This window comes from Myxococcus virescens, assembly GCF_900101905.1.
Taxonomy (GTDB): Bacteria; Myxococcota; Myxococcia; order Myxococcales; family Myxococcaceae; genus Myxococcus; species Myxococcus virescens.
The window spans coordinates 292,974-317,569 of the sequence record NZ_FNAJ01000009.1 but is presented as its reverse complement, the minus strand read 5'-3'; the positions used below and the strand labels follow the sequence as shown (position 1 = coordinate 317,569).

The window sequence follows — 24,596 nt, the reverse complement described above, 5'->3', positions numbered from 1 at the left end:
CTCGTCCAGGAGTCGGCGCTGCAGTTCCTCCCACACGCCCGCTCGCGTCCACTCCTCCAGCCGGCGCCAGGCAGTCATCCCGGAGAGGCCGAATTGCTTGCGAGGCAGCATCTCCCAAGGGATTCCGCTGCGAAGCACGAAGACGATGGCCTCCAGGGCCGCGCGGTCATCTGCACGAGGACGTCCGGACTTCTTCTTTGGCTTCGGTGCTGGCAGCAGCGGGGCCACACGCTGCCAAAATGCGTCGGGGACGAGCTCTCGGACCATTTCCGAAAGGTGGGCATGCGCAGGACAGGCGACCACTCCAGGGCAAGCGACTACTCCAGCCCTTACTTTCGTTAGGTGCTCTAATACACCGTGTCTCCCACCAGGAACGGAACCAGCATGCCCTTGCGCGGCACGTTCTTCAGTGGAGGGCCAATCTTCCACGGTTGGGTTCCTGTGGGCTCCAGCGTAGCGAGGCACACGCTTCCGTTCTTCTGTCGCAACACTGCTCGTGATTCACCCTGGACCGGGAAGACGCCCGCGGAGTCCTGGAGGTTTCGGTCCAGCACGCGAATGCCCTGGGGGCGCGGGCCGAAGCTCCAGCTCCACCATTCGACATAGGAGTGGTCGCCGGTATGGGTGAGCACGCGGGAGCCGTCCTGCGTGAATTGCTGGGGATTTTGGGTGCGAAACAGCCCGTTGTCCGTCCACGCCTCGGGCTGGCCCGTGGTGACGCCAATGATGCCGTCAACGTCTCCCATGATGATGAAGTCGCCGCTCTTGTTCACCCCACCCGGCGTGATGCGGGGCACGGGGATGTCCCGGCCGGACAACCGCACGTGGGTAATCTTGTTTCCGAATTGACTGCTGTTCCCTCAAGCAGGTGCGGAGGAGGTGCGCGCGGGGCTTGAGGCAGCGGCCAGGAAGGAGCGGATGAAGGAGCAGACACCGCGAGTAGACCGGGCCGAGTTGCTCAGGAGGACGTTCGACTTCGACATGTTCGGCTGCGCGAGGTGTGGAGGCAGGCGGCGGGTCTTGGCGTACGTGAAGGGCCCCCCGGGGTGCGGGCAATTCTGGAGCACCTGGGCTTGCCCACGGTCTGTGCGAGGTGGGCCCCGGCACGAGGCCCCCCCCAGGCCGCGGGGTGTTGAAGCTCAAGCCGCCACAGCCAGCCAAGAGAGCCAGGCACCTGCCGCGCCCCTCCTGGGAAAGCGGCTGGGCTGGGCTGGGGTGTGTCTGCTGGAGATGAAAGGCTTCTGCGCCGGCTCGGCGTGCGGCTCATGGGCTCCCCGTCAGCGTCCCTCACCTCCCGCTCTACTCCCGCCCGCTATGCCCAAGAGGGATCCTGTCCTTCCTATGCTCGCAAGCGCCGGGCTACTTCTTCATGACGGGCGACGAGCGGCCCTACAGCGATGTCTCGCGCAAGCAGGTGAAGCAGCTCATCGGCGGCACGCTGGAGCAGGACCTGCCGGTGAAGCAGGTGGTGGACGAGCCGCAGCCCACCTACGAGCCGTTCGTCCTCATCCCGGACCTCGCGCGGCGGCGCAACTGCGAGCGCGACTGGCGGGAGCTGCTCGGCGACCGCGTCATCTGCCTGGAGGCCCCCACCGACACCGTGGAGGTGGCGGCGGGGCTGGTGGGGCTGTGCGAGGGCGCGTTCTCCGACCTCGATGCCCTCGCCCGGCACTTGAATAAGCAGGACCTGTCGCGGCAGTGGCTGAACCCTCTCACGCGACAACTACCTTGACGCTCACCGCCTGACGCGTCAGCGTCAACGCGACCTGCTCGGAGACGGGGAAGGGCCACATCCAAGTCGTGGGCACGTATGGCGGCGACGCATGAGTCGCCCACGGCCGTGCACGACTGGCCCCCTGCGGGCTTGGAGGCCAGTCGTTTCAGGGGCTTGCAAAGGGAGGCCGAATCTTCGTCGGGCGTGTCGATCTCCCCAAACCTCGTTCGTCGTCACAACAGAGGCTGGGGCGAATGGCCCCGGCGCCAACCTGAACGAACGAAGCAGGGGAACAAGCCATGTCGACCGAAACGCCGCTGAACGTGGACGCCGTTGGAGCAGGTCGGGGAACGAAGTTGTTGGCCCGTCATGTGCCGACGGCCGCGCGGGTGGTGCAGGGGCTGTTGTTCTTCGTCTTCGGGCTGAACGGCTTCCTGAACTTCATCACGCCGCCGCCAGAGACCATTCCCGAGGGGGCCATGGCGTTCAGCGTCGCGCTCGTGAAGTCCGGCTACATGATGCCGCTCATCAAGGGCACGGAAGTGCTGGCCGGCGTACTGCTGCTGGCGAACCGCTTCGTGCCGCTGGCGCTGGCACTCCTCGCCCCCGTCATCGTCAACATCGTCGCGTTCCACGTCTTCCTGGCCCCGAGCGGCATGGTGATGACCGTCATTGTGGTCGCACTCGAGCTCTTCCTGGCCTGGGCATACCGGGACGCGTTTCGCTCCATGCTTTCCGCCCGCGTGGTCCCTGGCGTGAAGTAGATGCGCGGAGGCTGGTTTGACGGACCATGAGGTCAGTTGATTCGGACAGCACGCCCACCGCCGAGCCACACGCTCCTCGCCCACGCCGTGGGCGGGGCCGCTGCGTGCTCGTCCCGATCTCCGCCGGCGCGCAGCGGCTCGTGCTCGACGCGACGCTGACAGGCTGCATGCCCCGTGGGACAGCCCACGCTCCAGGGCTTCACCCGGACGCTGTCCTTGTCGGTGAACGGGGCCAATCGCTCAGGGCCGTGGCCTGGCGGACCCGCGCGCTTCGCTCGGCCCCGAAGCCTGGGCTTCTCGGGCCGCGGCGGCGATGTCATTGACGGATGCCGCACCGGAGGAGCGCGGGAAGTGCACCGCCGGCCTCGCTGCTCGCTGCCTACCGGGCCTGGAGCGGTCCACGAAACCCGCTCGGCTCCGCGCTCACAGTGGTGTTGCCCGCGAGCATGCCCCTCGTGAAGAAGGGGTTCTCGAAGAACACGTACGGATTGAAGAGCTCGGGGCGGCTCGCGACCTCCAGTCTCGTGGAGAGCTCGGGCGGCAGGTTGAAGTCCAGCGCGTGGAGGTTGTCCTCCAACTGCTCCAGCCTGCTCGCGCCGATAATCGTGGACACGACGCCTGGACGCGTCGCCACCCAGTTGAGCGCGACCTGGGCGGGCGAGCGCTCTACCTCTTTCGCCACCGCGACGAGCGCCTCGACGATGGCCCAGGGGCGCTCCTGCAGGAACTTGTCCGCCACGGGGTTTCCGCTGGCCAGCAGTGCATGGGCGCGCCCGTCACCCTTCGGCCGGGTTCCCTCGCGAGTGTACCTTCCGGTGAGGAGGCCCCCGGCCAGGGGGCTCCAGGGCGTGAGGGCGGCCCCCATCGCCAGCGCGGCGGGCAGGTGCTCGCGCTCAATGTTGCGCTCCGCGAGCGAGTACTCCAGTTGCAGCGCGGCGACCTTTTCCCAGCCGTTGCGCTCCGCCAGGGTTTGCGCGCGCGCGAAGTACCATGCCGGCACGTCGGAGAAGCCGACGTAGCGCACCTTGCCCTCGCGCACGAGGCCGGTCAGCGTCCCCATCACTTCCTCCACGGGCGTCAGGCCGTCCCAGACGTGGAGCCAGTACACGTCCACGTAGTCCGTCTTGAGGCGGCGCAGAGAGCCTTCGAGTGCGGAGTGGATGTGCTTTCGGCTGTTCCCGCCCGCATTCGGATCCCCCGGAGACAGGTTGGCGGAGAACTTGGTGGCGATGACCGCCCGCTGCCTGCCGCCATGCTGCGTGAAGTAGTCGCCGATGATGCGCTCGCTGGCGCCGGAGGTGTACGCATCCGCTGTATCAATGAAGTTGCCGCCCGCTTCCAGATAGCGTGTCAGCAGCCGGTGCGCGTCCTCGCCGCTCATGCCCCAGCCCCAGTCGGTACCGAAGTTCATGGTGCCCAACGCGAGTGGGCTTACCCGAAGGCCCGTCTGACCGAGCAGGTGGTACTTCGCCAGAGAATCAATGATTCGCGTCGACATGGTGGTGCTCTCCATCCGTGGTGATGGGGCATGCTCCCCATCGCCCTGCTACGGATAGAAGAGAGCCCCCATGAAGGCAGCCCGCTTCTTGCGCCTGATTGATGGGGGCTGCTTGCCCCCAGGGGTCACGATTGGGCAGACCGCGCAGGTGACGGTGGCCCATACGCTGGGCGGGATCGGCCGTGGGGCGCCTTGAGTGACACGATTAGAGCGTCACCTCAGTCATCGTACCTCTGTATGAGGCACCTATCCGTCTCGACCCACTCAACCACCACGGCGGCGAGCCGCTGCGCGCCATCCGTCCCTTCCTGGGGCTCGAACTGGACGCGCTCGTGCCGCCCGCGACGCGTCAGTCGCTTCTGGCGCTCCCGAACTTCTGGCGCCACCGGAAGAGCGTCTGCGCGGCGACGCCGTGCTTCCGGGCCGCCTCCGCCACGCTGGCCCCAGGCGCCTCCGCCTCCCTCAGGATGCGGACCATCTGCTCCTCGGTAAGCCCGCTCTTCCTCACGACCGACCTACCTCCTGGCCGCGAGGACTCTCTCACTCTTCAACGGGTCCTAAAATTGGGAGCAGACCACCGGCCCGAAGCTCCTGAGCCTCAAGTCCATCAACAACGTGCTCACGGTGCTGCACAAGCGACCATCGAGATGACCATGCGGTACGCCCAGCTCGCGCCGGAGCCCCGGGAGAGCGCGGTACAGCAGTTCGACCGACCCATTCCCCAGCTCCACGCCGCACCGGGCAGAGACGCCGGAGGGGCACACTGAGGACACATGAGACACCGAGGCCAAAGAAAAAGCCCAGCAACCTCGCGGCTGCTGGGCTTCACTCAGTGGAGGCGGCGGGAATCGAAGCCGCATCCACCAAGGGAGGCGACCCCCAGGAGGGCCACTCTCCCTCTGAAACAGCTTCTGAATGCGGCGAGGATGACGAAGGAGAGTCAACCGGCCGTAGTAGCGTAGTCCGCCCCCTCTCTCCCCTCTCTGTCGAGGTCGCCGAGTACCGGCGCAAGGTGCCGCCCCAGGAGGGCTGCCGCGCCTGCGCGGGGAGCTTCAAGCGCGTCCGGCAGGCCTGCCTCTATCACTCCATCGGTGCCGCGGTTGCCGAGGTGCGCGAGCTGCGCGCCCGCCTCGCGGGACTCCCGTCCAGCGCTCAGGACTCGAAGGGAGGTGAAGCGTGAGCGCTCACCGCCCCGAAGAGGTGTGCCAGCCCCGCCGGAGCCTCTTGCCGGCCGAGTTCACCCTGAAGTTCCGCCGCCTGGATGAGGCGGGCGACGACTGGGAGGTGGACTGCGGCACCAGCACCGTGCGCAACGATGGGGGCTGCATTGTCCCTCTGCTGGACGCCGTCTCCAAGGCGCTCAGAGAGGTTCGCCGCGTCGCTGATGCCGGACGGGAGTCCGCGGCCCAGGACGCTGCGCGCAAGACTGGGGGTGCCCGGTGAGCGCCCCGAAGAAGCACTCCAAGGCCAAGCTGCGCGTCGCTCGGGAGCCCGGGAACGCGGCGCGAGCCTCCGTGGGCGTTGTCCTGCGCGCGGCCCTGGAGGTGGCCGCCGGCAACGCCCGCTCCCTGGTGCTGGACGCGGTGGACTGCCAGAGCGTGCTGGATGCGCTCGGCCAGAGCGATGCGCCGCCGTGCGTGTGCGCCGCCCTCGGACGCGCGCGCTGCATGCCCTGCCGCCTCAATGGCATGGAGCGGGACCTGGCCGTCCTCCGCTCGTTCGAGGAAGGCCAGTGGAGCCTCCAGGAGGAGTTCGCCATCGACGACTCCATTCCTAGGGAGGTGTTCACCGGCGCGCTGGTGGCGCTCAACGGACTGCTCCGCGCCTCGGAGCTGCGCCGCGAGCGCGAGCGGGCTGACGACAAGGTGAAGGCACAGGGGGGCGCGGCGGACTGACACGCGGTCCGTCGCGCCGTCCTGACCCGGCACGGAAAGACCGGGACCCATGCAGTGCCCACCCCGAACACCTGGAGTCCTCCATGAAGCGTCTCACGCTGTTGCTGCTGTGCGCCCTCACTGCCGCATGCTCCGCCACCACGAAGACCTGGAGACCTAACGGCTTCTCCCGTCCTCCCGGCGTCCCCCAGGACGTATTCGACCACTGCGCCAACCGGATGCTCGGCGACACCGGGCGCATCACCTCTGGCGCCGCGGAGGAGGGGCGCTTCCCCTCCTTCGACACCTCGGAGCAGGACTGCGCGCGCGCCGAGTACCTGCGCGCGTGCTTCCGCGCGGCCCACCAGGCGGAGCGGTCCGCTGGCCTGCGCTTGAGGCCCAACGCCTCCGGCTGGGGCCCCGACCGGGAGGACTTCCTCGACGAAGCGGTGGACCGCCTGTGTGACGACGAGGGCGGCGGTACGCCCCGTGTGCGCGGACTGGTGCGCGTGCTCAACGAGCACGCGGAGGACGCCGGGCAGCGCTGCATCCCCTGCTCCACGCACTGACGCGCCGCCCTGCCCCGCTGGCCAGTCGCGCCAGCGGGGCCAACGCCACCACTACACCGGAGGTTTACCCGTAATGAGCACCGCCCAGCCCCACCCTGCCGTGCTGCTGCGCACCTCCCTGCGCAGCGGCGACGGCCATCGCGTCACCCTCTTCGATGCCTCCGGCCCCGTGGTGTCCGCGTGGGACGCCTCCGCCACCCTCGCGTGGCGCGAGGCCAACACGCTCGACGGCGACCGCCGCCGCTCCAAGCCCCTCCACCGCCATGCCCACCGGGTGACGTCATGATGATTCCCTTCGCGCCTCGCACTGCCGCCAACACCGTCACGACCGCGGCGTCCACCCTCCGCTGGCCCTACTTCATCGGCCAACGCGTCCGCGACACCGAGCACCTGGGCCGCGTCTACCGATGCCTCACCCAGGCGACACCCGGGAAGCGCCAGGCGCCCGGAGTGCTCGTCGTCCCCACCGGACGCACCGCCGCCGCCCCGCGCGCCTCCTGGCGCGTCGTGCTGACGTCCAGCACGGACCCGTGCGGCTGGTCGCTGGAAGTCGAGCACGCCCCCGGAGCCGAGGTGAGCCCGGAACTGGCCCTGGCCGAGCTCGAAGCGCTGCTGGCCGATGCCCAGGACTTGGCCGTCCTCGCCAGCCTCACGCAGGAGCTGCGCAACCACCTGCTCACCGTCCCCACGTCGCCGCATGTGGTGCGGCCCACCAGCACCTGGGCGCGGAAGCTGCTGGCCGCCGTCCAGTCCACCGCGCTCGCCTTCGCCCGGTACGCGCTCACGCTGGGCATGCCACGCGAGGGCCACAGTGGGGGCACGCGATGAGTTCCCCGCGGTGCCCCCAGCAGGGCAAGCCCTCGGCAAACCAGCATCGACTCGGCCCGTACCTCCTGGGCCCTCGGCTGCTCACGAAACCAGAGGTGGGCCGCATCTACATCGCGCGGCACCAGCACACCGGACGACCAGCGCTTGTGTTGTGGCCCGACCCCGCCTGCGATGACGCCCAGCCCTTGTGCCCCTTGGAGTTGCGCATCGTCACGTCGCCCGGTGGCCCCGGCGAGCGGCCGTTCCTCGCGGTGGAGGTGGCAAGGCCTGTCGGTGACCAGGCCTCGGAGGAGGAGGTGGCCGAAGAGCTGCGCGACGCGCTCACCGACGCGGGAACGCTCGCGGCCGCCGCCCTCTCCAACGAGTTGCTGCCGTCGCTCCTCATGCCGCCGTCACGCACGTGGCGCCTTCGCCGCATCGGCCACTGGGTGCGCCGGCTGGCGAAGCGCACCGGCCGACTCGCCCGGCGCCACTGGCCCCTCGCCGTGGCGGTCCTCGCGGGCGCCGCCCTGGTGGCCCTGGTCCTCGCCCTCCTGCCGCACCTCCGCCCCCTTCACCGCTGAACCGAGCCCATGGCCTGCCCATCTCCAGACATGACAACACTCCAGGCCGAACTGGCGGACGTCCGTGCGGAGCTCGCGCGGACGAAGGAACAACTCCTCCGCGCCGAGGCCCGCGCGGAGGGCGAGCGCATCGGGTACGCCCGCGCCTACGCGGATGCGCACGCCAGCGCCATGGCCCAGGCCCTCGCCGCCCTCAAGGACGCACTCTCCACCACCCCGGCCCCAGCGAGCCGTCGTCGCTCCGTCGCCGCTCCGTCGCTGTACGTACTGGGCGACGAGCATGGACGGATGCTGGCGGGCGTGTCCGCCAACCCGCGCGCCCGCGCACGGGAGAGGAAGGGCACCCTCCTCGCGCATGCCCCGGCCGACACCGCCACAGCGGAAAGCCTGGGGCTGTCGTCCCGGGAGTGGCGTACGCCAACGCCAGACGCCGTTGCGTACGTGGCTGCCCACGCCGTCACCCGTACGTCTGTACGTACGCATACGTACGCAGACGAAGCGCGTACGGACGCGTACGCACAACGTTCGTACACGCCGCCCCCCTCCCCCCTTTTCCCCCCGCCTCCCCCTTCCGTTCCATCCCCCTCCACCCCCCTTTATCCCCCCTCCCCCCGGGGAAGCCCCGACGACGACGGCGGCGTACGAACGCCGGACGACGCCCACCACGCGGACGGCACCCTGCCCTTCGAGCGCCCCGCGGACGCAGGCCCGCCAGCGGAGTCCCTGCGCGACGGCGTGGAGCGCGTCTTCCTCGCGGCCAGGGGCAAGCCGTACCGCTGGCAGCGGCGCGACGACGACGCTTCCCGAGAGCTGATGGCACTCGCTGGCGACGGCGGCATGGCCGAGGTGCTGGAGCGCTGGGGCCACGGCGTGACGGCCACGTACCGCCAGCGCTGCGACAGCCTCACGGACCTGGTGCGGCGCTGGAACGACAACGCGACGCCCGAGGAGCGCGCACCTCGCCGCACGTCCACCGGCCCCGCCCCCGCCTCGAAGCACGACGACAACCCCCAGCCCTGGTGAAGCCATGACCTGCGAAGCCGATACGACTGCCGACGCCCCCATGCACTCCAGCCTGCGCGAGCGGGTGCGGCGCCTCGCCTACGGCGCCCGCAAGCAGAACCGCGAGCTGGAGCTGCAGGGCCGCGCACTGGTGCTGTGCCCACCCGACTGCCCCCGCGCCCACCGCGGCGTCGAGCACGCCCACACCTGGTGGGACATGTACCGGATGGCCCCCGCCGCCGAGTACGCGGCAAGCCTCGCGCGCGCCCAGCGCGAAGCGGCGCAGCGCAGCCGCGTGGACGTCGTCGCCCACCTGCGGCGCATGGGCGTGGGCGCCAAGCACCTCGGGGCGTTGACGTCACTGGACGAGACGCGCGCCCCGCTGCGGGCCGTCCGGCTATGGCTGGCGCAGCCACGGCCCCTGCTGCCGGCGGACGCGCACCAGCCCGCGAGGCATGGGCCCATGCCCTTCCCCTGGCTGGTGCTGATGGGGCAGCCCGACGCCGGCAAGACGCAAGCCGCCGTCGTCGTCCTTGCCGACTTCGCGCGGCACTACCCGTGGAACCAGGCCGCGGGGGGTGGGCGCCAGATGCCCCCGGCCCTCTTCGTCCCCGGCGCCGAGCTGGCGGGACTCTCGGCCTTCACCGACGCCGGACGAGAGCGGCTGGAGGACATGCGCCGATGCCGCCTGCTGGTGCTGGACGACGTCGGCGCCGAGAAGCTGGGCGACGTCGCCCTGGGCCTGCTGCACGACGTCCTTGACGCGCGCTACCGCGAGCAACGCCGCACCGTCCTCACCACCCACCTAAACCGGCAGGACTTCCTGGCGCGCTTCGACGGCCGCGAAGCGGGCCTGCCTGCTGAGAATCTCGGACGGTTGGAGCGCCGCATCCGCGAGCTCGCCTTCACCCTCCAGGGCACTGGCAACAAGCCGCACCTCTCCTGCGGCGGACGCCCCCTGCGGCTCACCTGACGTCAGCCCAACCCCTTCAACCCCAGCAGCACCAGCGCCGGCCCCGTGCCGGCAGGAGGCAGTACCCATGGAAGCAGTGCAGACGGACACGCCCACCATCCGCTTCATCCTCGAAGACACCTCCGAGGCACGCCGCGCCTACGAGGCGCTCCGTGAGGCCTTCGACGCCCAGCCCGGCGGGCCGGTAGTCCCCATGTGGGAGGACTTGTCGCTGACGGCGCGAGGGGCTTGGCGCGCGGCGACGCAGGAGCGCTCCCAGCGCGTGGCCATCGCCGAGGGCATGGTGGGCCTGCTGCGCAAGGAGAGGGACGGGCTTGCGCAGCAGGTGCGCGCCCTCAAGGACCAACTGCGCCTCGTCGAGCAGGTGCGCGAGGAGGAAGCGGAGACGCGCCGCGAGCAGGTGCGCGAGACGAAGAAGGAGAAGAGCCGCGTGCGGGAACTGCGCTCCGAGTTGGACGGGCCCGGTGGCTTCCGCGAGTACCAGCGCCTCACCGTCGCCTTGCTGGAGAAGGCACTGGAGGGACTGCCCGAGCTCACCGCCGACCTGCACCACCCGGTGTGGGCCAACCGCGCGGCCGCCGCCATCCAGCGACTCCGCGCCGAGTCCTCCAGCAAGGCACCGCCGGCGGACGCCGTGGTGGTGAAGGAGGTCGGCTTCGCGTGGCCCACGGACGGCAGGAAGGGCTCGCCGCTCTTCTGCCTGGAGGTGAACCGCGTTCCCGAGCACGTGGAGGTGGACTGGAGCATCCGCGTCGCCAGTCGGCCGAACGTCACTGGGCTCATCACCAGCGTCTTCGACGATGAGGACGTCACCCCGGCCTTCTTCGTGGAGTGGAACAAGGACTTCGTCGCGCAGGTGGGCGACGTCCTGGAGTTCATCCCGCCGCCCAACGACGACGAGGAGTCCGCGCCCCAGCCGACGCCCGCCGAGGTGCCCGCCGCCGCGTAGCCCCGCCGTCCTTTCCCGGGCCGTCCAGCACGCGCGGCCCGGAGCTGCACTCACCCCCACCAGGGCCAAAGCGTCCGGCCCACCAGCGGAGCACGACGAATGACGAAGTCAGCCAAGCAGCAGCAGAAGAAGCATGTGTACCGGCACGCCGTCCGCGAGCCACCTCCGGATTACAGAAATCACCCGACGAGCGAGGGCCTCGTGTGGAGCCTGATGTACGGAAAGGATGGCACTGCCGTGTACACCCACGAGAAGGCCCCGAGGGCGACGGTGACGACGGCGACCCTGCTGCGGGACTGGTGCCACGTGGGCATCCAGGAGAGGGGTAGCGGAGGCTTCTACCCCCGGGACGCAGTGGCGGTTCGTGGACGCGAGGGGCATGCCGTCGTCACGTCCATCGACATGTTCACGGGCGCCCTTGTCCTCGAAAGCCTGCCGCCGGGCTTCCGCCTGGATGCCGGCGATGTCCTGGAGTTGGCCGTCCTTGAGCCGAAGACGCTGAAGCAGACCTCCCACGTCAACACTGCCCCCATCACCAAGGACAACCCCGCCCTCATCGCCTACGTGACGCTGATGATGGTGGACGACATGAGGGTACGCGCGAACGCGCTGGAGGCCTCCGCCTCCGCCCTGGTGCAGGAGCACGGACGCCTGCCGCCCAACGTCCCCATCCCCGACGCCCTCATGCACGAAGTCGCCGACGCCATCGGGAAGACGATGATGGACATCGAGCGACGGATTGAAGCGGAGGCCACCAACACGCAGGTGCCGGCGTGAAGTCCGCCCGTCGCTGCCCCGGGTGCGGAGTGGAGTTGGTGCCCTGCGACGCTGGCCATCTGGAGTGCCGAAGCGGCCAGCACCCGGGCGAGGAGCTGCCACGCATCTACTGGCCCGCGCGGAATGGCCGCGTGGTCCCTGGCTGCCGGGACTCCGGGGCGGTGCGACGGGCATGGCAAGACGAGGAGGTGCGTCTGTGATTCGGCGCATCCTCCTGCTGTCCAAGCTGCTCTTCGGACTGGTGGCCGTCGCCGTTGTCCTCCACCTTGCATCCTTCGAGTGCGCGTCCCTCGGCATGCGCGGCGCCGCGCTCCTCGTTGGCCTGGTGCTGGTGGTGGAGGTGGAACGCGCCGTGCGGCGTGCCGTTGGGCGCGGCTCCTCTCGCCGAGAGGCGCCTCGCCAATGAATTGCACACGTCAACGCAAGCCGGCTGAAATTGGAATCCCCCTGCGCGGCCCCGGGATGATCGACAAGCGCGACGCGTTGCGCTTGGCCGAATACGCCCGCGGGCTGCTGCGCAGGGGTGCCGAGCCGATGCTCGTCGCCGTGGAAACCGGCATCCGGCTCAACACACTGCACATGATGTTGAGCCGGATGCGCGTGGCTGGTAGGCAGCCCCGAGCTTCACGAAGGACCGCGAACTTGATGCGAAAGGACTAAGGAATCATCACATGGGACAACAACACGACAAGGATAAGGTTGAGACGAATGACGAAGACAGGTGGGTGGTTCCACCTGCCTCCGGTGTCAGAGTCTCCATCGACCCCGACATGGCCGACACCATTCGAGTCGAGCAGCACAACCCTTACGGGCTCCAAGACCCCTCTGAAGCCGAACCCGGTGTCGTCATGATCGGCAGCGACCAGGTGGACCGCGTCATTCAGTTCCTTCAGGAGGCCAAGCAAGAACTGAAGAAGAAGCAGTCCTCTCAGCGCTAACCGTCGTGGGCGGTGTGCGAGCACCGCGCGCAGTTCACGGCCCAGAGCTTCCGGACGCGGCCGCGGAAGGACTTCTCGCCGCGTAGGGTGAGGTGGCCCTCGCGCGGGGGCACGTGGGCGCCGCACCGGCACCTCCCGGCCCGGAGGTTCGGGCGGCGCCCGCCGTCCGCGCCTCGGCACGCGGCCTCGAGGTGGCGCATGCCCGTTGCGGCCTCGTACCAGCACAACTCCCCGCGGAGGATGCGCCCGCCGCACCCCTCCGCCGTGCAGGTGCCCTGCTTCTTCGCAGTGATGACGGGCATTACGCCCTCCCCGCCAGGGCCAGCAGCGGCAACTGCCCCGTGGCCTGGAGGTGGCCGCGCCGGGCCGAGGCCGCGCGCTGCCGGCGGAGCTCGCCGCGCTTCGGTGGTGCCTCCTCCCCCGGCCCCATGCCCTGGGCGTTGAGCTGCGCGCGCAGCTTCTCCAGCCCCTCGTCGCGCAGGCGCCGCACCTGTGCCTGCGTCATGCGCAACTCCATGGCCAGCGTCCTCTCTGTGGCTTCCTGGCCTCCGGGCCGCCCCAGCCCCATGCAGGCCTGCACCACCTGACGCTGCAGCTTGGGCAGCCGGTACAGCGCCCACAGCACGTGCTCGCGCTGTGCCACCAGGGCCAAGCGCTCCGCGGTGCTGTCCACCAGCGACAGCAGCACCTCCGTCCGCGCCGCCAGCCCCCGGTTGCCGCGCTCGCTGGAGGCGTCTCGGCCCTCGGCACCGGCATCGCGGGAGGACAGCACCTCCTCGAGCGACAGGGGCTTGGCCACCGCTCCCTCGCCCAGGGCGCGGGCCGTCTCCGCGTCCAGGCCCTGTCGGCGCAGCACGGACGACACCTCCACGCCCTCGGCCGCCGCTGTGCGCTTCGCCCGGCGCACCGCCTTGCGCGCGTGGTCGGTCAGGTGAACGGGGCTCGACCAGGTGAGCGCCGCTGACTGCATGGCCTGACGGCCCAACTGCATCGCCCAGGCGGGGTACGCGCTCCGCCCCGCCCCCGCGTGCCCCGGGCGGAAGGGGTGCGCGCGCTGGCGCGTGAGCACCGCGAGGAGCCCCACCTGAACCAGGTCCTCCACCGGCACCCGCCACGCACGCGCCACCTGCCGGGCCACGCGCACCAGGTGCGGCCGCACCAGCACCGCGAGGCGCGACTCGACGCGCCGGGCTTCGAGGCCTCCCGCGGGCACCTCCAGCAGGCGGCACAGCAGCGCCTCCATCTCCGCCGAGGTGCTCGGCGCCGAGGTAGTGCAGCTCATGACGCCCTCCCGCGGCGCACGGCAGGCGTCACCCGGAGGCGCCCCAGCTTCTTCGCGGCCCGGTTGCGTGCCAGCGTCGCCCGCCGCTTCCGGGCCTGCTCGGCGCGCCGCACCCGCTCGGCCTCCACCTCCTCGGGCGTCGCCCACTCCTGGCCCTTCAGCACCAGCTCCACCCGGGCCGACTTGCCGTGGGCCCCGTCCGCGAAGGCCACGTCCCGGTAGCGCCTCACCTGGTTGTCGTTGAGGTACGCCACCAGTTCGAGCGCGTCCTCCAGCACCTTCAGTCGGTTCCCCAAGTCCGACTTCTGGCGCGTGGGCGGGTACAGCGTGGCCGACAGCACCACGGGGCCCTTGAGAGCGCGCTGGCCCACGTGCGAGGACTTCACTCGCGCCTTGTACGCCTTGCCCTCGTCACTGACGTGCGGCGTGGTCCCCCTGTCGCTACGCCAGTAATGGTTACCCGAGGGCGGCCAGGGCAGCACCAGGCTCACCTCGGCGAACGGAGGCGCGGTTGGGGGTGGACGGAGGCAGTGGCAGGACACGGGGGCGACTCCATGCCCAAGCGCGCACGCGCAAGGGCGGTATACTGGTTGCCCCAGCGGCGCTTCCCGGTGTCCCTGGCACTCGCGGGCTCGGCCGCTTGTCCCGGCCGAGCCCGTCTTCTTCTCCAACGCAGGGTAGAAGGGGCGGCCCACAGCGCCGCGCGGTGGACTACTTCTCGCGCCCCACCGTCAAGCCAGCCCACCATGCCCCCCTCCCAGAGGGAGGACGAGGTGGACGAATTCGCGGCCCAGTTCGTGTTTCGCGTCCACATCCGAGGAGCCGAAACCGGAAGCTGGACGCGCCGCCCGAGCACGTGGTGCCTCCCTCGTGAGCTTCACGCCCCTTCTGTCGGGATATGCGTCGAGACCGACCACCCGCCCAGACTGCCGAGCAGCTCCGCCGCAAACGCGTGAGGGAGGACTTCGCCCGCTCCCTGCGCCAACTGCGCGGCGAACCCGAGGCACCCGCCCCGGCACAGCCCACGTACCCTGACGGGAAGTGCTGGTGCGGCGGGCCACTGCTGCTGGTCAAGCGCGGGCTCATCTGTGGCCTGGGCAGGCACGACGATTGAGGTCCCGTGGTGCGGCAGGCACTAGGCGCGGCTTCTCGCCTGCCTTCGCCACACCCGCCGGGCATGGTGTCCGGCGGGGCTGTTCTTGCTGAGCTGACGTCTGGCGCCGGCCCGCCAGGGGAAGAAGAGCATCCCCAACCACAAAGCGGAAAAGCACGATTGTCATGAATTAATGATCTGTCCTATATGGACTCCAATTCCTGAGTTCGAACAGGAGGGGTCCATGTCAGCAGTGCGGTTGGGACGCGTCGCGGCGTTCAGCGTGGCCATCGGCTGTGCCAGTGCCCCTGAGCCGAGTGGTACGCGGGACTATTGGCGCTCAGGCCCCCATGTCTACGTCCGAGGGCCCTGGAAAGCCGTCACCCCGTCGTCCGACGTGGACGAGGTCATCGACCAGCTCTGCCCAGCCGTCATGAAGCTAGAGAACGCGACGGATGGCGACTACGGGCAGGAGTACTGCGGCGCCATCTACTCACTCGGAGACGGCGTCTACTACGCCAGCGCGGCCTCACCATTGGGCAAGCCCGTGGCCGTTGGCCCCGCGAAGCTGAAGAAGTGCATCCCCCCGCGCTACGTCGTCGACGGCAGAGGCCGGGCGGTTGTGCTCGCGGACTTCCACAGCCACCCCTGGTCCCCCTCGCCGATGTCGGAAACGGACCGACTGAAAGCGACGCAAATCTGGAGCATCCGCATCCAGTTCGACCGCACCTGCACCATCACCAAACTCGTGCCGAATCTCGGCAGCGAGCAACCTGGAGAGGTCTACCTCCGACAACGCAAGCGATGGAAGCTGGTGGGCATCATCAAGGAAGAGGACAAGCGCCTCGGGGTCGTCACCGCGGTGGATGACTGAGGGATGAGCGTGTCGATGCACATCCGGAATCGTGGCCCGCACGGAGGCCCCATGAAGCGCGTTCTGTTGCCCCTTCTCTGCATGCTCCCGGCATGCGCCCTGTTCCAGAAGCCGCCGCGCCCAGTCCACGCCCCACCGGAAGAGGCTGCGACCGTCGAAATCCCGCTCGCGTTTCCGACCGAGGGGCGACAGGTCATCAGCGGCACCACCCTTCGCGCCATCCAACTCGCCATGGACGACTTCCTGCCCTGGGACCGGAAGCTGCCCAGCGACGCCACGCCGCTCGACGAGTGCCTCAACCGCCGCGAGTCCTACGAGGTCGTAACGGCACCCGCCTCAGATGGCGTCGTGCTCGTCAGCATCATCCCGAACCCGGATGCATGCGACATCGCCACGGCCCCCATCCTGGACGTGGGTGCCACCTATGCGGTTGACGTGAAAGGCTGGCGCATCCTCGCGGTGCGACTGTAGTCGCGGACTCCCCCCCGAACCCTGCACGGCGAATGCCGCGCTGACGCAACACGGCCCGCCCCAGTCGCCTGGAGCGGGCCGTGGCACTTCACCAGCCGAACGTGTAGCGGGCCCCGATGCCGGCCATCCGCTCGCGCGCGTTGGACTCACCGAAGGCGAATAGACCGAGGTTCGACCGGAGCCGCGCCCCCGCCTCCAGGCGCGCGTAGGCGCCGGAGAGCGAGGACACGCCGGCCTGGGCCTCCAGGTAACCGGTCCTCACCGGGACGTCGGCGAGCACCTTGGAGAGCCCCGCGGACACTGCTACCCGCGGGGCGTCTAAGGGCGCGCAAGCACCGGGGCCAGGCCCGAGCTGGTGATGGTGTGCGCCACGGCCAGGGCATCCGCGTCCCTGGCCTGCGACGCCTTCAGCGAGGCCTTCTGCTCGCCGTGCATGGCGCTGAAGCTCAGTTTCGCCAGCGCCTGCTCGTGCGGCTTGAGCTGACGCCAGCCGTTGGCGCGCATCCACTCATCCACCACCTGGAGCCCACGGGCGGCCTTGTCCCAGCCGTTGTCCGCCGGGTTCTCCGCGGCGATGTCCTCCACGATGTTGAAGGCATGGTGCGCGGCCAGGGCGATGCGCCGCTTGCGCCGCTCGTTGAGCCAGTCCTTGCCGAAGATGAATCCGACACCGGCGACGACGGCGCCCAGGACCGTGAGAATCCCGGTCGGGGTGAAGATGGACGCGATGACGGTGTCGAGGATGCCGCTCGCCGCGGTCCCGGTGGCCTGGGCCAACGCCACAGGGGCGGTGAGGAGGACGCCAAGGGCGGCGGAGAGGATGAGAGTCTTGCGGTGCTTCATGGTGCTCCTGGGGGACTGCGAGGTGGACAGCCCCCAGGAGAAGAGGCGCTCGCCTCACGAGGTGAACGGCAAGCGGCAGACGCCATTCATGCGTCGGGCCCGGTAGTCGAGGCTGGCGAAGGCCTTCACGCGAGCGTCGGCCTTGGCCGCGTCCGCCAGGGTGAGCGTCGAAGAGCCACCGCCCGAGGCACCCACCACGACGTCGAGGGCCCAGCTCACCACCACCATCACGTGCTCCGGCTTCGTCGGCTCGCCCAGCCGGTGGTACAGCACCAGGTCGCCGGGGAGCACCAGGTCGCCCACCTTCAGGTGAGAGCACTCCGTCCAGAGGCGGCCCGTGTGGTGCGTCGCGCGCCAGTCGGGCCCGCCGACCTCGCGCAAGGCCCACGTCACCAAGCCGGAGCAGTCGAAGACACGCTGGCCCGTGGAGGGGTCGCGCTCCCCCTTCCCTCCTCATCGGTAGGGCGCGTGCATCTGAGACAGGACCAGGGAAAGAAAGGCGGCGCGCTGCGAGCTCGACATGAGGACTCCCGAGGGCGAAGGGTTGCCCCCGGGAGAAGCGGCGCTCAGGGCCGGGTACGGCTCGCGTCCTGGGCGGCGACGACGTTCGCCGCGTGTTGCATCTGTCGGGCGCTGCGCTCCCCCATGAGGAGGTGCGTGTCACTCGACGCGCGGGCGAGCTGGGGGCGGGCCTCCGCCTGCCACGACTCCAGCGTTCGCAGGCGCTGCTCCACCAGGCGCAGCTCCGAGTCGTGCTCGCGCACCATTCGCAGCTCCGCCTTGATGTCGCGCAGGTCGGCCGCGATGGACTCCATCCGCTGGACCAGGAGTGGCACCTGGTCGGCGGCGGCCTCGTGCTTCGCCTGCCGGCGCGCGAGGAGCCCGTTCAGCAACGGGACAAGGAGCTGGCTGACCGCCAGGGCGATGACGGCAGTCTCGATGGTGGGGCTCATGCGCCGTCAGAAGGGGCGGTGGCTCACCTTCGCGCTTGCAAACCGTGGTGGTCGCGCGGGACGGTCATTCACAGCCCAATTCAGGGCGGCGCGAAAGGAATGTGGATGACAGACCTGTTTGAGCGTGAACCGCGATGCAGAGACCTCCAGCACTGCACTCGGTGCAGGCGTCCATTCGGAATGCGGCTGTGGAAACCTGGCGAGCCGCGCAAGCCCTGGTCGCCTCTCGCCGTAAAGGTCGCGGTGGACGGAGGCACGGAAGAACTCTGGCGAAACGTCTGCTTCGAGTGCGCCCAGGAGCTGCCGAGCGAGAGGGAGCGGGAGCAGTTCGTCCGGGAGCAGTTTCACGCAGCTCGGAGAGAGCGGAGCACCGGCGCTCACGTTCCCGAAGTGCCAGCGGCATAGCTCACGGCGCGTCCCCGCCGAAGAGGTTATCGCACTGGCCAGGGGCCACGCAGGAAGCGTCCTCGCACTTCGGGCAGGTGACTGCGCTCAACGGTTCCGCATGCTTATGCTTGCCCCCGGGCAGCGACTCCAAGACGCGAGGACCGGGCGGCGCCGGCAGCATCGGGAAGGCCGCCCGGAGAAACGCCACCGCTGCCCCGTCCGCTGGCGTCACGACTTCGACGCGGCGCCACAGGATGCGAAGCGCGTGCTCCACGTTGGACTTCAGCTCCTGCCCCTCCGACAGGGCCGCGCTCAGCTCCGCATCCCGCTCGCCGTAACGCCGACTCCAGTGGGCACGCCAGTACTCGGCATCCTGGAGGCGGCGGTAGACGACGAGGAGGGCCACTGCGAGGGCAAGGGCGACAACGGCGAGCAGGACGGTCATGCCCGCGAGAAGGGGCGAGTGGCGTCCGGAGACTGCTACGCCGTCGCCTCAACTGCCGCCTGCCGGACAGCGGCAATAAGGGCATCGACGCGATACGGCTCGAACACCATGGGCTCATCACCTGGATCGCCAATGATGCACACGTTGCCACCCTCGCTCAGATAGACCTCGCTGGCTCCCACCTTGAACTCGGAAACCGCCTCCGAGTCCGCCACAGCCGCCTTTGCTTTTGATAGCGCGTCAATGAGTTCAGGAACCTGAGCAGGTGAGACCACGGCACCAAGCGTGACGCCTCCGATGCCAACAACCTGGTCCTGCACAATCACCACCGCACCGTCGGCGTTGGGGTAAACCGAGAAGGCGTACTCCACGTAGCGAAAGCACTCCTTGTTCTTGGGGAACAGTGGTCTCCTTGCATCAAGCACGTGGCACCTCCTACTGCGTGTGGGAAAGCAGCTTCCTGTCGGCCTCCTGACCATGCCGCCCCGCGTACCGGCACGCCAGTGATGCTTCTGCGACTCCAGAAACAAGGCTTCACACGACCGCCAGAGCTATGTGGAGCGAACAGGAAGCGCACATCCTGCGCATCTGTACGACAACGCGATATTTCAGTGAGAGTGAATGCAGACACAGCTACCCCGGGGTGGGAAACCGGGGAGGTGGCTCCAAAACGTGATTGCTCGGCGCGGTCCAATCCTGGCGCGCGAATTCTTCGGGATTTTTCCGAGGGGAATCTGTCAGACGACCCCCGTTTTTCTGGGGCCCTGGCATTCCTGGTGGCCCACTGTTGCGCGTTGGCAGGACGGATGGCGCCCGGGGCGTCCGCGTGCTCGCGACGCATGGCGGGCCGCTGGCGCCCCTTCTCACGGGGCATGACCAACACCACCTCCAAGTCCGAGTCGCAGTCCCCTCTCCCTCCACCGGGGGCCCGTACGGGCGTGACCCCCTCCAGGTCGGCCGATGCCCGCCCCACGCTCCAGGCACTCGCGGACCACCTGCTCGGCCACACCGACTTCCGCGCCCATGCACAGGGCAGCGGACTCGCGCTCTTCGCCGCCAGTTCGTCGCGCACCGCCTACCTGACCGAGATGGTCGCGAACGCAGCCATGCTTCGAGGCGGGATTGACGAGCTGACACGCCAGGCCCGCAGCGCGCTCGGCATGGATGCAGATGTCCCCGCCGACGAAGCTGGCGCCGTAAAGCCGCTCAAGGTGGGCGACCTGCACATCGACGTCACCTGCGACACCGGCCCGGCCCTCGCATCCCTCGAAGCGTTGGAGTCCACGTTGGAGCGCATCGGCCCCAAGCTCGACCGCCCAGCCGTCACCCTGTCGGAGGTGACGGGCGCCATCACGGCCTGCGCGGGTGCGCTCACCGCCCTGACCCTCGCCGGGGGGCGTTCGTCTTCTGAGCAGCAGATGCAGGCCGCCGCCCACTTGGTGGCCCTCGTCGAGCGCGCGAAGCAGCTCGCGTGCCGCGCCGAGTAGTCGGCGCCCCTTCTCCGAGGGGTGTCCTCTCCTCGTGGCTATGACCCGAAGTCCCCACCCGCCGGCCCGCCGCCGAAGAGGAAGCGCGGCCGGCCGGCGAAGTGGAACGGGCCTGCCTCGACGCTGACCTTCGCGATTCACCAGGAGGTGTGCACACGACTCAAGGCGGGCGCGACGAAGCGCATGGCCGCCGCGCTCGCGGGCACCACCGAGGTCCGCCTCCAGGGGTGGCTGCGCCGCGGGCGTGAGGCCATCGAGCAGGGCAAGCGCAGCCGCTACACGGAGCTGGTCCATGACGTGGAGCGCGCGGAGGCCGAGTACCAGATGGGCCTCGTCGAGTTGTCCAATGCGGCCATCATCGACAAGACGATGAACGACAAGCCCATTCGGTGGCGCCTGTCGGTCGCAGCGCCGAAGGACTTCACGGTGCCGCGCGAGGCCCCGGTTGCCGCGGGCAACGGGCTGGGGCCGCTCTTCGATCTGGTAACGCCGGAGCAGGCGCGCAGCCGCCTCGACGAGAGGCTGGCCCGGTTCCTCGTCGAGCACGACAAGGAAGAGGCAGCCATGGCAGAGCCGCCGCCGAGCGAGGACGCGGCGGAGGCCACAGCCGAGGACAGCGATGGTAGCTAGCGCCTCCATCATCGAGGCCGGCGAGAAGCTGCTCGAAGGCATCCCCGTCCTCACCTCCGAGCGCAACGGCCGGTTCTCGGTGCTCCAGCGCGTGGCGCTCCGCGCCCGAGAGGTGCAGGGCACCGTCGCGGGATTCGCGGACCTCCTGGGCCTGACGGCCCAGGAACTGGTCACCCTCTACTACGAGCCCATCTACTCCCTGCGCCCGGTGCAGGTGCCGCCCCTCACCTACCGGACGTTCTTCTTCTTAGGGGGGCGTGGCACCGGCAAGACGTACGCGGGGGCGTGCGCAGTCATCGAGGAGGCGCGCGCGGACCCCGAGGCCCGCATCCTCATCGTCGGGCCCACGTACAGCGAGATTCGGCAGAACCAGATAGAGGGCCCCTCCGGCATCCTCTCCCTGTGCCCGCCGTGGTTCTACCCAACGTACCATCGGGCGAAGCGCCTACTGGTGTGGCCCAACGGCGCCCAGGCCACGTGGTTGCCGGCTAAGAACGCCGACAAGTTCCGCGGGCACCAGTACACCTTCATCTGGGCCGACGAGCCGGTGGCGTGGAAGGGCGATGCCATCGCCGTCTACAAGGAGTGCCGCGCCGTCAATCGCCTGCGCACCACGCGCATGCGGCGCGAAGGGCTCAGCGCTCGCATGTTCATCACCACGACGCCGGCGCCGACGCCGCTCTTCGTCGAGATGCTCAGCGACCGCGAGGGCCTGGTGCTCGCGCGCTCCTCCACCCTGGAGAACAGCGACAACCTTGACCCGGCCTACGTCCGCTACGCGCGGCGGATGATGCACTCGACGGAGGGCCGCCGGGAGTTCCTGGGCGAGCTCACCTTCAGCATGGACCCGGCCATCTACCGCCGGGTCAACTGGAAGGCGCTGCGCATCAACCCGAAGGATGCGCCGAAGGAGTACGACTACATCGTCGTGTCCATCGACCCGGCGACCGGTGAGAAGAAGAACAGCGACCTCCACGGCATCGTCGTGGTGGGCGTGCGCCGCGAGAAGGACGGGCTCGACCACGTCTACGTGCTCGCGGACCTCTCCCTCCAGTCCCCCGAGCCCAGCGCCTGGGCGAAGCGGGCCGTCGAAGCACTCCGGGCCTGGGAGCCGGCGGCCAAGAAGGACCGCCGTGGCCGCCCTCGCGCATGGATTTTCGCGGAGACGAACACGGGCGGGAACATGGTCACCGCGACCATCCGCGCCGTCGCCGCGAAGGTGAAGGTGCAGGTGCAACGTGCCCAGCAGTCGAAGGCCGAGCGCGCCGCGCCAGTGTCCGCGCTCGCCGAGGCGGGGCTGGTGCATATGGTGGGCAAGCACGAAAAGCTGGAGAAGCAGCTCGCCCGCTTCACCGGACAGGAGGGAGGGCACGGCCGCGACGACCGCGCAGACGCCTTCGCCTGGCCAATCTTCCTCTACGTCGTCCCGCGGCGGCACAACGCCGGTGCGGCCGAACGCGTTGCAGCAGCGAAGGAGCGCGCCGCCCAGGAGGACGACGAGGACGAATAGCCACCCCTTCTCGCGGGCATGGCCTCTATCGTCCGCCGCGTAAAGCGAGCCCTGGGGCTGCTACCCAGCCAGGGCCCCATCGTCCGAATCCTCCCCATCCCCAGCTTCAGCCCGCGCCGGGGGAGCCGGGAGGTGATGCTGGCGTATCGGGAGATTGCGTGGCTGCGCGCCGTGGTGGACACGGTGGCGGAGGCCACCGCCACTCCCGCGTGGAAGGTCTACAAGCCCGCCCAGCCGGGAGCAGGACAGACGGACCAGCGGTTGAAGTCGGCGAACCGCGAGCTGCGCACCAAGGCGCTGAAGGAGGCCACCGAGGCGGGCGAGCTGGTGGAGCTGCCCGACCACGAGCTGCTCCGGCTGCTGGAGGCTCCGCACCCCCGCTACCCAGGCCGCGCCTACCGAAAGCTGGGCCAGGTGCATGTCGACCTGGTGGGCGAAGTCTTCCTCTGGCTCCAGCGCAGCGAGGATGGCCGCGTGGCGGGCTGGGTCATCGTCCCGCCCAGCCAGGTGCTCATGACGCCCACGCCTGAGCAGCCGTACTTCTACATCTCGTACAACATGTTCACCGGCGCGGTCCCCGAGGCGGACGTCCTCTGGTTCAAGCACCTGGACCCGTTGAATCCCGAGGACAGAGGCGCCGGCGCGGGCATGGCCCTGGGCGACGAGCTGGACACGTCCGAGGCCATTGCCCGCGCCACAAAGGCCACCTTCGAGCGCGGGGGCATCCCCTCCGCCATCGTCGGCATCGACGGCGGCAGCGGCGGCGCCGGCGCCGACATGGAAGAAGCCGTGGATGACCTGCGCAAGGACTTCGAGTCGCAGTTTGCGAAGCCGGAGAACGCGGGGCGCATGTGGTTCGTTCGCGGCAAGGCCTCCATTGCCGAGGTGCGCGTCAGCTTCCGCGAGCTCCAAACCGAGGAGTTGAAGAAGGGCCTGCTGGACTACATCCGCCAGACGTTCAACGTGCCGCCGGAGTTGGTGGGCGACCTCTCCGCGAGCAACCGCGCGACGTCGGAGGATGCGAAGTACACGCTGGCGGACTTCGCCGTCCTCCCGCGGCTGGAGTTCTGGCGCACGTGGTACCAGCACTGCCTGGTTCCCCTAGTGGATAGAGACGCCATCCTTGACTACGAGGACCCGCGCCCCCAGCAGTGGGAGCGCGTCTTCCGCCTCATGACGACGGCGCCCACGCAAGCCTTCACCTGGAACGAGGTGCGCGTGCTGGCCGGCTATCAGCCGGACCCGGAGCTCGAGGGGAAACGCCCCCTGCCCCTCCCTGGCCAGGGCGCCGGCGGCAACAGCCCGGAGAGCGCCAGCGCGAACGCCACGCCCCTGCCGCCGCGCGACAGGAGCGGCGAGGAGGACCGCCTCTGACGCCCACGCCGCCCCTTCTACGGGGGCATGGCGAAGATGCGATTCAAGAGGATGACGGCGGCCGCGCCAGCGGCCTCGGGTGAGTTGCCCGTCTTCCAGGCGTGCGACACCGAGCCGGACCGGGACGGCGACCGCATGCTGCCGGGTGCGCTGAACCTGGAAGCCCACGCGGCCAACCCCGTCCTCTACTGGGACCACGGCCATCGGCAAGGCCGCCTCCCGGTGGGCACCTGCCGCGTCTGGGAGGACGGCTCCAAGCACTTCATGGAGCCGCGTGTCTCCGACGCCACGCAGGAGTCGCGAGACGTGAAGGCGCTGGTGGCCGACGGGACCATCCGCGCTTGCAGCATCGGCTACATCACGCTGGCCTCGCGCCCGAATGAGTTCGGGGGCGAGGACGTCATCAAGGCCGAGCTGGTGGAGGTTTCCCTCACCGGCATTCCCGCCAAACCCAAAGCCCTGAGAGTGAAGACCATGACGTCCGAGGAAATGGCGAAGGCGTGGAAGCAGCTCGTTGAAGACGTCGCCGAGGCGAAGACGCTGCTGAAGGCCCTGCACGACAAGATGCAGTCCGCCGACGACACCGAGAACAAGTCCACCGAGGAGGAGGAGACGGAGGAGAAGTCCGCCGACGACACCGAGGACAAGTCCACCGAGGAGGAGGAGACGGAGGAGGAGGAGACGGAGGAGTCCGCCGACGACACCGAGGACAAGTCCACCGAGGAGGAGGACGCCGAGACGGTGGCGAAGTTCTTCCGGGGCTTCGTCACGAAGTAGCGGCGCCCCTTCTGCTCATCG

At 69.3% G+C, this 24,596-nt stretch carries 32 protein-coding genes and 2 pseudogenes; 21 read left to right on the top strand and 13 right to left on the bottom strand.

Going from position 1 to position 24,596, the window contains the following annotated elements; genetic code table 11:
- Both BLU09_RS25530 and BLU09_RS25525 read right to left on the bottom strand, forming a co-directional pair.
- Positions 1 to 267, bottom strand: a 267-nt coding sequence (locus tag BLU09_RS25530) for a transposase (protein ID WP_143043202.1), incomplete at its 3' end; no start/stop codon positions are given.
- Between the two features lie 80 nt (positions 268 to 347).
- Positions 348 to 824, bottom strand: coding sequence for a hypothetical protein (locus tag BLU09_RS25525; protein ID WP_090492077.1), 477 nt, complete (start codon positions 822 to 824; stop codon positions 348 to 350).
- 545 nt (positions 825 to 1,369) lie between these two features.
- Between BLU09_RS25525 and BLU09_RS25510 the strand changes: the two genes are divergently transcribed.
- Positions 1,370 to 1,732 carry a hypothetical protein gene (locus tag BLU09_RS25510; protein WP_244172014.1) on the top strand — a complete coding sequence of 121 codons (363 nt, stop codon included), beginning with the start codon at positions 1,370 to 1,372 and terminating at the stop codon, positions 1,730 to 1,732.
- A gap of 281 nt (positions 1,733 to 2,013) precedes the next feature.
- A complete protein-coding gene (locus tag BLU09_RS25505) occupies positions 2,014 to 2,478 on the top strand; it encodes a DoxX family protein (RefSeq protein ID WP_090492075.1) in 465 nt (154 codons plus the stop codon).
- Positions 2,479 to 2,857: 379 nt separating this feature from the next.
- On the opposite strand, the gene BLU09_RS25500 is transcribed toward BLU09_RS25505, so the two are convergent.
- Positions 2,858 to 3,976, bottom strand: coding sequence for an aldo/keto reductase (locus BLU09_RS25500; protein ID WP_090492098.1), 1,119 nt, complete (start codon positions 3,974 to 3,976; stop codon positions 2,858 to 2,860).
- Between the two features lie 367 nt (positions 3,977 to 4,343).
- Positions 4,344 to 4,484: pseudogene (locus BLU09_RS25495) on the bottom strand (transposase); the annotation flags it as partial.
- A gap of 668 nt (positions 4,485 to 5,152) precedes the next feature.
- Here BLU09_RS25495 and BLU09_RS25485 point away from each other — a divergent pair.
- The 12 genes from BLU09_RS25485 (at position 5,153) to BLU09_RS25425 (ending at position 12,449) form a co-directional block, all read left to right on the top strand.
- The gene (locus BLU09_RS25485) at positions 5,153 to 5,419 is read left to right on the top strand and encodes a hypothetical protein (protein WP_090492073.1); all 267 of its coding nucleotides are present in this window, start codon (positions 5,153 to 5,155) and stop codon (positions 5,417 to 5,419) included.
- Positions 5,416 to 5,871 carry a hypothetical protein gene (locus BLU09_RS25480; protein ID WP_090492072.1) on the top strand — a complete coding sequence of 152 codons (456 nt, stop codon included), beginning with the start codon at positions 5,416 to 5,418 and terminating at the stop codon, positions 5,869 to 5,871. The genes BLU09_RS25485 and BLU09_RS25480 overlap by 4 nt, the downstream gene beginning before the upstream one ends.
- A gap of 83 nt (positions 5,872 to 5,954) precedes the next feature.
- The gene (locus BLU09_RS25475) at positions 5,955 to 6,419 is read left to right on the top strand and encodes a hypothetical protein (protein ID WP_090492071.1); all 465 of its coding nucleotides are present in this window, start codon (positions 5,955 to 5,957) and stop codon (positions 6,417 to 6,419) included.
- A gap of 73 nt (positions 6,420 to 6,492) precedes the next feature.
- Positions 6,493 to 6,705, top strand: a complete 213-nt coding sequence (locus tag BLU09_RS25470; protein ID WP_090492070.1) for a hypothetical protein — start codon at positions 6,493 to 6,495, stop codon at positions 6,703 to 6,705.
- Positions 6,702 to 7,247, top strand: a complete 546-nt coding sequence (locus BLU09_RS25465) for a hypothetical protein (RefSeq protein ID WP_143043201.1) — start codon at positions 6,702 to 6,704, stop codon at positions 7,245 to 7,247. Before BLU09_RS25470 ends, BLU09_RS25465 begins: the two co-directional genes overlap by 4 nt.
- Positions 7,244 to 7,810 carry a hypothetical protein gene (locus BLU09_RS25460; protein ID WP_143043200.1) on the top strand — a complete coding sequence of 189 codons (567 nt, stop codon included), beginning with the start codon at positions 7,244 to 7,246 and terminating at the stop codon, positions 7,808 to 7,810. Before BLU09_RS25465 ends, BLU09_RS25460 begins: the two co-directional genes overlap by 4 nt.
- A 30-nt stretch (positions 7,811 to 7,840) precedes the next feature.
- Entirely contained in the window at positions 7,841 to 8,833 is a 993-nt protein-coding gene (locus BLU09_RS25455; protein ID WP_090492067.1) for a hypothetical protein, read from the top strand.
- 4 nt (positions 8,834 to 8,837) lie between these two features.
- Positions 8,838 to 9,785: a P-loop NTPase family protein gene (locus tag BLU09_RS25450; protein WP_143043199.1), complete on the top strand. Its 948-nt coding sequence runs from the start codon at positions 8,838 to 8,840 to the stop codon at positions 9,783 to 9,785.
- Positions 9,786 to 9,852: 67 nt separating this feature from the next.
- Positions 9,853 to 10,734: a hypothetical protein gene (locus BLU09_RS25445; RefSeq protein ID WP_090492065.1), complete on the top strand. Its 882-nt coding sequence runs from the start codon at positions 9,853 to 9,855 to the stop codon at positions 10,732 to 10,734.
- Positions 10,735 to 10,833: 99 nt separating this feature from the next.
- Positions 10,834 to 11,511 (top strand): hypothetical protein, encoded by a 678-nt coding sequence (locus BLU09_RS25440; protein ID WP_090492064.1) that lies wholly within the window; start codon positions 10,834 to 10,836, stop codon positions 11,509 to 11,511.
- Positions 11,512 to 11,707: 196 nt separating this feature from the next.
- Entirely contained in the window at positions 11,708 to 11,917 is a 210-nt protein-coding gene (locus BLU09_RS25435; RefSeq protein ID WP_090492063.1) for a hypothetical protein, read from the top strand.
- Positions 11,918 to 12,182: 265 nt separating this feature from the next.
- Positions 12,183 to 12,449, top strand: a complete 267-nt coding sequence (locus tag BLU09_RS25425) for a hypothetical protein (protein WP_090492061.1) — start codon at positions 12,183 to 12,185, stop codon at positions 12,447 to 12,449.
- On the opposite strand, the gene BLU09_RS25420 is transcribed toward BLU09_RS25425, so the two are convergent.
- Genes BLU09_RS25420 through BLU09_RS25410 form a run of 3 tightly spaced genes read right to left on the bottom strand, consistent with a single transcriptional unit; the run spans position 12,446 to position 14,273 of the window.
- Positions 12,446 to 12,751 carry a hypothetical protein gene (locus BLU09_RS25420; RefSeq protein ID WP_090492060.1) on the bottom strand — a complete coding sequence of 102 codons (306 nt, stop codon included), beginning with the start codon at positions 12,749 to 12,751 and terminating at the stop codon, positions 12,446 to 12,448. The two genes, BLU09_RS25425 and BLU09_RS25420, sit on opposite strands and share 4 nt — an antisense overlap.
- A complete protein-coding gene (locus tag BLU09_RS25415; RefSeq protein WP_090492059.1) occupies positions 12,751 to 13,731 on the bottom strand; it encodes a sigma-70 family RNA polymerase sigma factor in 981 nt (326 codons plus the stop codon). The genes BLU09_RS25420 and BLU09_RS25415 overlap by 1 nt, the downstream gene beginning before the upstream one ends.
- Positions 13,728 to 14,273 carry a RusA family crossover junction endodeoxyribonuclease gene (locus BLU09_RS25410; protein WP_090492058.1) on the bottom strand — a complete coding sequence of 182 codons (546 nt, stop codon included), beginning with the start codon at positions 14,271 to 14,273 and terminating at the stop codon, positions 13,728 to 13,730. Before BLU09_RS25410 ends, BLU09_RS25415 begins: the two co-directional genes overlap by 4 nt.
- Before the next feature lie 795 nt (positions 14,274 to 15,068).
- Here BLU09_RS25410 and BLU09_RS25405 point away from each other — a divergent pair.
- Together BLU09_RS25405 and BLU09_RS25400 are read left to right on the top strand one after the other, a co-directional pair.
- Positions 15,069 to 15,698 (top strand): hypothetical protein, encoded by a 630-nt coding sequence (locus tag BLU09_RS25405; RefSeq protein WP_090492057.1) that lies wholly within the window; start codon positions 15,069 to 15,071, stop codon positions 15,696 to 15,698.
- A gap of 51 nt (positions 15,699 to 15,749) precedes the next feature.
- Entirely contained in the window at positions 15,750 to 16,169 is a 420-nt protein-coding gene (locus BLU09_RS25400; protein WP_090492097.1) for a hypothetical protein, read from the top strand.
- 88 nt (positions 16,170 to 16,257) lie between these two features.
- On the opposite strand, the gene BLU09_RS25395 is transcribed toward BLU09_RS25400, so the two are convergent.
- The 6 genes and pseudogenes from BLU09_RS25395 to BLU09_RS25370 all read right to left on the bottom strand — a co-directional run bounded on the left by BLU09_RS25395 (position 16,258) and on the right by BLU09_RS25370 (position 19,168).
- On the bottom strand, positions 16,258 to 16,470 hold the full coding sequence (locus BLU09_RS25395) for a hypothetical protein (RefSeq protein ID WP_244172013.1): 213 nt from the start codon (positions 16,468 to 16,470) through the stop codon (positions 16,258 to 16,260).
- Positions 16,471 to 16,487: 17 nt separating this feature from the next.
- Complete coding sequence (locus BLU09_RS25390) at positions 16,488 to 17,012, bottom strand: TrbC/VirB2 family protein (protein WP_090492056.1); 525 nt, start codon at positions 17,010 to 17,012, stop codon at positions 16,488 to 16,490.
- A gap of 54 nt (positions 17,013 to 17,066) precedes the next feature.
- A pseudogene (locus BLU09_RS25385) lies at positions 17,067 to 17,420 on the bottom strand (peptidoglycan endopeptidase); the annotation flags it as partial.
- A 158-nt stretch (positions 17,421 to 17,578) separates the two neighbouring features.
- A complete protein-coding gene (locus BLU09_RS25380; RefSeq protein WP_090492055.1) occupies positions 17,579 to 17,965 on the bottom strand; it encodes a hypothetical protein in 387 nt (128 codons plus the stop codon).
- A 406-nt stretch (positions 17,966 to 18,371) separates the two neighbouring features.
- Positions 18,372 to 18,797 (bottom strand): hypothetical protein, encoded by a 426-nt coding sequence (locus BLU09_RS25375; RefSeq protein ID WP_090492054.1) that lies wholly within the window; start codon positions 18,795 to 18,797, stop codon positions 18,372 to 18,374.
- 35 nt (positions 18,798 to 18,832) lie between these two features.
- Positions 18,833 to 19,168 carry a hypothetical protein gene (locus tag BLU09_RS25370; RefSeq protein ID WP_143043198.1) on the bottom strand — a complete coding sequence of 112 codons (336 nt, stop codon included), beginning with the start codon at positions 19,166 to 19,168 and terminating at the stop codon, positions 18,833 to 18,835.
- Positions 19,169 to 19,735: 567 nt separating this feature from the next.
- Here BLU09_RS25370 and BLU09_RS25365 point away from each other — a divergent pair.
- The 5 genes from BLU09_RS25365 to BLU09_RS25345 are packed head-to-tail and all read left to right on the top strand — an operon-like array spanning position 19,736 to position 24,575.
- On the top strand, positions 19,736 to 20,284 hold the full coding sequence (locus tag BLU09_RS25365) for a hypothetical protein (protein WP_090492095.1): 549 nt from the start codon (positions 19,736 to 19,738) through the stop codon (positions 20,282 to 20,284).
- A 21-nt stretch (positions 20,285 to 20,305) separates the two neighbouring features.
- Positions 20,306 to 20,914, top strand: coding sequence for a hypothetical protein (locus tag BLU09_RS25360; RefSeq protein ID WP_090492052.1), 609 nt, complete (start codon positions 20,306 to 20,308; stop codon positions 20,912 to 20,914).
- Positions 20,904 to 22,424, top strand: a complete 1,521-nt coding sequence (locus BLU09_RS25355; RefSeq protein ID WP_090492051.1) for a terminase large subunit domain-containing protein — start codon at positions 20,904 to 20,906, stop codon at positions 22,422 to 22,424. Before BLU09_RS25360 ends, BLU09_RS25355 begins: the two co-directional genes overlap by 11 nt.
- Before the next feature lie 18 nt (positions 22,425 to 22,442).
- Positions 22,443 to 23,798, top strand: a complete 1,356-nt coding sequence (locus tag BLU09_RS25350) for a phage portal protein (protein WP_090492050.1) — start codon at positions 22,443 to 22,445, stop codon at positions 23,796 to 23,798.
- Between the two features lie 27 nt (positions 23,799 to 23,825).
- Positions 23,826 to 24,575 carry an HK97 family phage prohead protease gene (locus BLU09_RS25345; protein ID WP_090492049.1) on the top strand — a complete coding sequence of 250 codons (750 nt, stop codon included), beginning with the start codon at positions 23,826 to 23,828 and terminating at the stop codon, positions 24,573 to 24,575.
- Positions 24,576 to 24,596: the final 21 nt, after the last annotated feature.

What these genes read in the sequence shown, in the direction of transcription:
- BLU09_RS25355 (WP_090492051.1), top strand. Translation starts at nt 20,904, where the DNA reads ATGGTAGCTAGCGCCTCCATCATCGAGGCCGGCGAGAAGCTGCTCGAA.
- BLU09_RS25405 (WP_090492057.1), top strand. Translation starts at nt 15,069, where the DNA reads ATGTCAGCAGTGCGGTTGGGACGCGTCGCGGCGTTCAGCGTGGCCATC.
- BLU09_RS25505 (WP_090492075.1), top strand. Translation starts at nt 2,014, where the DNA reads ATGTCGACCGAAACGCCGCTGAACGTGGACGCCGTTGGAGCAGGTCGG.
- BLU09_RS25460 (WP_143043200.1), top strand. Translation starts at nt 7,244, where the DNA reads ATGAGTTCCCCGCGGTGCCCCCAGCAGGGCAAGCCCTCGGCAAACCAG.
- BLU09_RS25510 (WP_244172014.1), top strand. Translation starts at nt 1,370, where the DNA reads ATGACGGGCGACGAGCGGCCCTACAGCGATGTCTCGCGCAAGCAGGTG.
- BLU09_RS25400 (WP_090492097.1), top strand. Translation starts at nt 15,750, where the DNA reads ATGAAGCGCGTTCTGTTGCCCCTTCTCTGCATGCTCCCGGCATGCGCC.
- BLU09_RS25390 (WP_090492056.1), bottom strand. Translation starts at nt 17,012, where the DNA reads ATGAAGCACCGCAAGACTCTCATCCTCTCCGCCGCCCTTGGCGTCCTC.
- BLU09_RS25500 (WP_090492098.1), bottom strand. Translation starts at nt 3,976, where the DNA reads ATGTCGACGCGAATCATTGATTCTCTGGCGAAGTACCACCTGCTCGGT.
- BLU09_RS25345 (WP_090492049.1), top strand. Translation starts at nt 23,826, where the DNA reads ATGGCGAAGATGCGATTCAAGAGGATGACGGCGGCCGCGCCAGCGGCC.
- BLU09_RS25455 (WP_090492067.1), top strand. Translation starts at nt 7,841, where the DNA reads ATGACAACACTCCAGGCCGAACTGGCGGACGTCCGTGCGGAGCTCGCG.
- BLU09_RS25470 (WP_090492070.1), top strand. Translation starts at nt 6,493, where the DNA reads ATGAGCACCGCCCAGCCCCACCCTGCCGTGCTGCTGCGCACCTCCCTG.
- BLU09_RS25450 (WP_143043199.1), top strand. Translation starts at nt 8,838, where the DNA reads ATGACCTGCGAAGCCGATACGACTGCCGACGCCCCCATGCACTCCAGC.
- BLU09_RS25415 (WP_090492059.1), bottom strand. Translation starts at nt 13,731, where the DNA reads ATGAGCTGCACTACCTCGGCGCCGAGCACCTCGGCGGAGATGGAGGCG.
- BLU09_RS25380 (WP_090492055.1), bottom strand. Translation starts at nt 17,965, where the DNA reads ATGAGCCCCACCATCGAGACTGCCGTCATCGCCCTGGCGGTCAGCCAG.
- BLU09_RS25465 (WP_143043201.1), top strand. Translation starts at nt 6,702, where the DNA reads ATGATGATTCCCTTCGCGCCTCGCACTGCCGCCAACACCGTCACGACC.
- BLU09_RS25440 (WP_090492064.1), top strand. Translation starts at nt 10,834, where the DNA reads ATGACGAAGTCAGCCAAGCAGCAGCAGAAGAAGCATGTGTACCGGCAC.
- BLU09_RS25425 (WP_090492061.1), top strand. Translation starts at nt 12,183, where the DNA reads ATGGGACAACAACACGACAAGGATAAGGTTGAGACGAATGACGAAGAC.
- BLU09_RS25475 (WP_090492071.1), top strand. Translation starts at nt 5,955, where the DNA reads ATGAAGCGTCTCACGCTGTTGCTGCTGTGCGCCCTCACTGCCGCATGC.
- BLU09_RS25350 (WP_090492050.1), top strand. Translation starts at nt 22,443, where the DNA reads ATGGCCTCTATCGTCCGCCGCGTAAAGCGAGCCCTGGGGCTGCTACCC.
- BLU09_RS25445 (WP_090492065.1), top strand. Translation starts at nt 9,853, where the DNA reads ATGGAAGCAGTGCAGACGGACACGCCCACCATCCGCTTCATCCTCGAA.
- BLU09_RS25420 (WP_090492060.1), bottom strand. Translation starts at nt 12,751, where the DNA reads ATGCCCGTCATCACTGCGAAGAAGCAGGGCACCTGCACGGCGGAGGGG.
- BLU09_RS25375 (WP_090492054.1), bottom strand. Translation starts at nt 18,797, where the DNA reads ATGACCGTCCTGCTCGCCGTTGTCGCCCTTGCCCTCGCAGTGGCCCTC.